4 protein-coding genes are annotated in these 5,576 nt (G+C 32.9%); all 4 read right to left on the bottom strand.

Annotated elements, in window-relative coordinates:
* Nucleotides 1–116 precede the first annotated feature (116 nt).
* The 4 genes from BUC07_RS20240 to BUC07_RS20225 are packed head-to-tail and all read right to left on the bottom strand — an operon-like array spanning nt 117 to nt 5,481.
* Nucleotides 117–1,265 carry a sialidase family protein gene (locus tag BUC07_RS20240; RefSeq protein ID WP_073174136.1) on the bottom strand — a complete coding sequence of 383 codons (1,149 nt, stop codon included), beginning with the start codon at nt 1,263–1,265 and terminating at the stop codon, nt 117–119.
* A gap of 53 nt (nt 1,266–1,318) precedes the next feature.
* The gene (locus tag BUC07_RS20235) at nt 1,319–2,794 is read right to left on the bottom strand and encodes an FAD-dependent oxidoreductase (protein ID WP_073174134.1); all 1,476 of its coding nucleotides are present in this window, start codon (nt 2,792–2,794) and stop codon (nt 1,319–1,321) included.
* A gap of 51 nt (nt 2,795–2,845) precedes the next feature.
* Nucleotides 2,846–4,498, bottom strand: coding sequence for an FAD-dependent oxidoreductase (locus BUC07_RS20230; protein ID WP_073174132.1), 1,653 nt, complete (start codon nt 4,496–4,498; stop codon nt 2,846–2,848).
* Complete coding sequence (locus BUC07_RS20225) at nt 4,495–5,481, bottom strand: sodium:solute symporter family transporter (RefSeq protein WP_083578368.1); 987 nt, start codon at nt 5,479–5,481, stop codon at nt 4,495–4,497. The genes BUC07_RS20230 and BUC07_RS20225 overlap by 4 nt, the downstream gene beginning before the upstream one ends.
* Nucleotides 5,482–5,576: the final 95 nt, after the last annotated feature.

The raw sequence follows: 5,576 nt of genomic DNA, 5'->3' as shown, positions 1-5,576 counted from the left end.
TAATATTTTGTTTGCACTTTGAAGCTAAATTGTGTGACTTTTTTGTATGTAATTTATTGACAATCAATTGTTAATATTGTTTTTCAGCAAACCTTAATTTAAACCGAATAAAAATATTAAAGGTAAAACTCAGCAACCCAAATAGAACTATTATTACGATTAAGACCATGATAGTAGAACATTAAATAATGATTTTTTTCAATATTAAGCAACCATGTATAGCCATAATCTATTTTTTTTTCATTATCAATTTTCGGAATTTCCATAAGCTGACGATCTAGTGCAAAGTTCAAGTCTTTAGGATTTCCTCTCCATAACCAGATACTACCAGGCACAGGTCTTTCCACAGTTAATGCAATCAATTCTTCCTTATTTTTAGGGTTAACCATTGCAAATGGATGCGCAAAGCTTTGAGTATGGTTATTTTGTGCTATAATATCTGAAAGTTCTGTATGCCATGTTTGGCCGAAGTTATCTGAAACTGCTATATATTGTCTTGTTGAAGCAGGACCTCTTCCCCTAATAAATACTAATAATCTATCATCTGCACGAACAAGTACAGGTTCACCCCCATTTATATTTGTAACCATTTGGGGCACCTCCCATGTTTGACCATTATCAAAAGAAATTGATTGCCAAATTCCTATTTCATAAGGGATTGATGGTTTTCTATAATGTCCCATTGCCATTAATCTTTTCCCGGGTAATTGAATAATTGTTCCACAAACAGAGCCCGTTTTATTGGGGCCTAAATTTGAGGTGTCAACTTCCGACCAGGTCTTACCATTATCCTCGGAGCGCCAACCAAAAATGTGATTGGCTTCATTTCCTCTATACCCCATTGCTAAAAGAATTATTGCACCATCATGGGCAATACCCATAGCAAGATTTCCACTAGCAGTATACTCTTCTTCTAAAGAAAAATCTTTTAAAATTTGAGGGGAGCTAAAAGTTTTCCCATTATCATTAGATAATGAAATTGCCGGTGAATTTTTACCATGTGAACCATGGAAACTTCCAGCTAAGTAAGCTAATACTATTGTGCCATCTGGTGCTATAAGTGCCTTCGGCCAAGCAAGGTGTGAAAGTTCTTCATTATCTGAGCCATGTACAGCAATTCGAACAGTGCCGGGTAATTTCAATTTACCAGCCCATATCGGTAAATTATTTATTTCTTCAAATGAATTGTTGCTTAGCTTTTGAATTGGGATAAATGACAACGAAATTATTGATAAGATAAATATAAATACAATTAATTTTTTCATGTTTATTTATATAAAATTTTCATTTGCTGACTTAAGATGTATTTTCATGGATTTTATTTTATCCAATGTTTATTCGCGGATGTTGCTTCGTCCTTTTCACCATCAGTTGGAGGTTCTACTAATGGTAATTGACCTAATTCATTAATAATTTTATAATTTGGAGCACCAAGTGATTGTCCAAATTCGACTCCTTGTTTATTTAACTGTTCTTGCACTTTCTTAATTGAAACATCTCGTATGGACTTTTTATTTTTAATCGCCATTGCTGCCACTGTTCCAACTGCTTCACCTTGCCCCATACAGATGGGAATTACCCGCGTAGAAGCAATAGCCTCGTGTGTTGCCGAAATGCATTTTCCAGCCATCATTAATCCTTCGACATTTGCAGCAATTAGACTTCTTAAAGGGATAGTATATGCTTTAACATTTTTTGATTCAACCCAACTGCCTGATGGCCGATGTATATCAATATGATAGCCTCCCATACATACAGTATCATTAAAAACTCGACCCTCGGTTAAATCATCTGCAGTAAGAATATAGTCTCCAACTATTCTTCTGCTTTCCCTTATCCCAAGCATAGGAGCTATTTCATCTAATAAAATATTCTCACAACCTGGAACATAATGTTTAAAAAAATACATTATTTGAGGTATTTGACTATATATACGACTATATGCAGTACTAATACTTTCAACATCAACGGGATTTAAACCTAGTATCCTTGTCATTACAATTAATAGTTTATCCTCCAGGTGTAATTTGACTCCAACAACTCGTGTTTGAGGAATATCAAGAACTCCATCTTCTCTTGCCTTTTCCACTAAACTAGCAAAACCACCGATAATAAATGTTTCTGAAGAGTCCAATTTATTTTGCATTTTTTCCAATAATTCCGGATAAGGTTTTAACCATTCACGATAATTTAGAGCATTGTTTTTGCAGGCATCAACAAATTTTGATCTATTTAAATTTCCAATTCTAAAAACTAATGTTGGAGCCTGAACTAATCCATCTGATGTTCTGCCTTTTTCCCATTTTACATTGCCGCGAGCTGCAACATCCCCATCGCCACTGCAATCAATTACAACTTTTGCATTTATTTTTTGTCTTCCAGTTTTATTTTCAACAATAATTCCGGTTATTCTGTCATTTTCCCTTACTGTATCAACCATGTAGGTATGAAGCATTATTTTTACTCCAGCATCTTGTGCCAATTGCATTGCTAAAATTTTCCAACTATGTCCATTAACACTAACTAGTGAAGAACATTTGGGATCATAGACGTAACCAGAACTATCACCATTCTTATGTAATTTCATAACATATTCATGTGCAATCCCCTTTACTACCTGTCTATAATCTCGATCATGGAATCCAAGCCAGGGCAGAATGGTCGAAAGGCCCCCTAAAAAACCACTTGATTCAACAAGAAGAGTATTTGCTCCATTCCTCGCTGAAGATATAGCCGCAGTAATCCCCGCCGCACCCGAACCAACAACCAATACATCAGTTTGTAAAGTATACATAATAATTAAATTCTCAAATTTTGAATAGTAAAAATAGATTTGCTCATTAAATTAAATATTCCATAAATTTCTTTTATCATTTTCACCCCAATCCCAATCCGTAATATCTTTAAAATGTTTATGATAAGAAGTACCTTTTATAAATTTTGGCCATTCAAGCTCAATTCCCATTTTTTTTAAAACCTTCTGATAGTCAGTTAGGCTTTTTGTTTTATTTCTAACCTGAGTTGGCATTAAACTATTTTTTAAACAATAGGCTGCCAAAACTCCTGCTGCTTCGCCAATATTCCATTCAATTGAATGAAGTCTGTAGCATCCATTTGTAATATGTGTTGTTCCGATATTTTTAGATGCAGCAATTAAATTTTTAACCCTTCGGGGAATTAACGCACCGAGAGAAATTTGAAATGGTCTTGTTGGGATATTCAAACTTGGTTGACCTCCTGTTGTAGGGTGTAAATCAATATTATAACATCCAATACCTATTGTGTCTGGAAAGTTCACTGCTTCTGACAAGTTATCTAATTCTAAAGCTTCTAAACCTACGTGTTGTTCAAGTATTTGAAATTCAGCTAATAGTCTTCTGCTTTCTCTTATATAAGGATATTTAGCCAAACCATCACGTGTATTAGTATAGTCATATCTTAGTTTCAAACCAGGATATCCAACTCCTCCATCAGGGCGTGGAGCATCAGTTTGTAACCAATATATTTCACTAAGACTTAATTGTTTTGCCTTTTCAATATTTTCGATTTTTTTATTTTCTGACACATCAATAATTGAGCCCAGCCAATAGTCATTGTGGGAAGAGTTCATAAGAGACAAATCTCCTTTTAAAAAACCATTTTCAAAATTTTTTTTATAAAGAATTCTTCTATATTGCCAAATACTAAAAAGGTTAACTTCTTTATCTGGGAAAAATTGATATTTCCTATTAGTTTGTGGATTCCAACTAAAATTTTTATTTGTTTGAAAAGGTGCTTGGTAATTTTTCCAAAATTCGTAAGTCTCAGGTTTATCTATGGTATTATCTTCATCTGGATAATATGATAACGCATAGCAAAATGTAAATGCTTGCATATTTTGGGGATCTTTGTTTTCTTCCGCATGTAATTCTTTAGTATCATTTCTTGATTCAGCACCCGTTACATATTCAATGTTTCCAAGTTTTAAAATCTCGCCATTTTCAGTGCCTTCTAAAAAATATTCGCCGGATACATCCAGGAAGTCTCCTGTTTTTAAATCTTTTACCCGAACTTTTTTTATTACATCGCCAATAATTTCAACTTCTTCTGGTTTGTATTCTGTTAAAATTGTAATACTTTCATTGGAACAGAATGGCGCTAACATGCTAAACAAAGCTGATAATGCGATTTTTGGTTCGCAAGGCAACCGAGTAGTAAGTGAGGCTCCCGGAGAAAAATATGGATCCATTCTAGATCTGGACGTTACCGGATAATATTTTTTATAATATTCCCTAATTTCATTTCTTAATTGACGATAAGTTTGGGTACATCCAAAAAACTCCATCCAAGGATGTTCATCCATCGGTACAGCTTGTGAGGTAAGTTGACCTCCAATCCAATCTGTTTCCTCAGTAATAATACATTTCTTCCCTAATTTTGCAATTGAAATTGCAGCTGCTATACTACCAAGTCCCCCGCCAACGATAACAATATCCGTTTTTAATTCTTTTAATTTCATTTTTTTAATGTATATAATGTTAATCCTTTTAGATTATTAGGATTTGAAACAAAAATTAAACTTATAAGATAGCCAATTAAAAAACTTGATCCCATTCCAATAAATGCATATGTAAAGAAATGGATTGAAGTAAAGTATTTTACAACTAAAACAATGAATAGACTCATTATAATACCCCAAAAAGCTCCAATAGAATTACCTCGTATTGTTATAATACCTAGTAAAAAAGTTCCAGCCAACCCCCCTCCAAAAATTCCAATTATTTCTATAAACATATCATATAATGAAGATACATCATTATTAGCAAAATATAAGGCTATAATTGTACCAAATATTCCAAGAATTGCTGTTAATATTTTTGCAAATTGAAGAGAATTCAAACCTAAAATACTTAAACGATAGCGAATATAAAAGTCCGTAGTTATTACTGTAGTCGTGCTATTGATTCCGCTATCAAAACTTGACATAGACGCTGCAAACAAAGAGGCAATCATTATACCTGATATCCCTTGGGGCAATTCTGAAATGATAAAATAAGGCACTACTTCATCTTGAGTTTCAAGTAGAGGATTTAAATTGAAAGGGAAATGATGATAATATACAAAAATGAGTACTCCAAATATTAGGAATATGAAAAAAACAGGAAAACTCAACACTGCGTTATATACCATACTTTTCCCTGCTTCTTTTTCATTATTTGTCGAAATAAACCGCTGTATGATTGCTTGATTAGACAAATAAACATTTAACTTACCAAATGCATAAAGAATAAAAACCCAGATAGTAGTTTTAGACAAATCTAAATTAAAATCAATGAATCTTAATTTATTATATTCGATAGCAGTGTTAGTAATTTTTGAAATATCGAAATCTAACCTCGAAATTATTATAACAATAGAAAGCAACATACCTGTTATCAAAACAAAAACTTGTAAAACATCTGACCAAATTACAGCCTCAATTCCGCCTAATAAAGTATAAATAAGGTTTGCTGAAAAACAATATTAACAATTGATTGTCAATAAATTACATACAAAAAAGTCACACAATTTAGCTTCAAAGTGCAAACAAAATATTA

It is taken from the genome of Tangfeifania diversioriginum, from assembly GCF_900141875.1.
Classification (GTDB): domain Bacteria; phylum Bacteroidota; class Bacteroidia; order Bacteroidales; family Prolixibacteraceae; genus Tangfeifania; species Tangfeifania diversioriginum.
Note: the sequence above shows the minus strand (reverse complement) of the source record. Positions and strands in the feature narration are given on the sequence as shown.

Bases quoted from the DNA above. Each gene is read 5' to 3' on its own strand.
- BUC07_RS20240 (WP_073174136.1), bottom strand. From the start codon at position 1,265: ATGAAAAAATTAATTGTATTTATATTTATCTTATCAATAATTTCGTTG.
- BUC07_RS20230 (WP_073174132.1), bottom strand. From the start codon at position 4,498: ATGAAATTAAAAGAATTAAAAACGGATATTGTTATCGTTGGCGGGGGA.
- BUC07_RS20235 (WP_073174134.1), bottom strand. From the start codon at position 2,794: ATGTATACTTTACAAACTGATGTATTGGTTGTTGGTTCGGGTGCGGCG.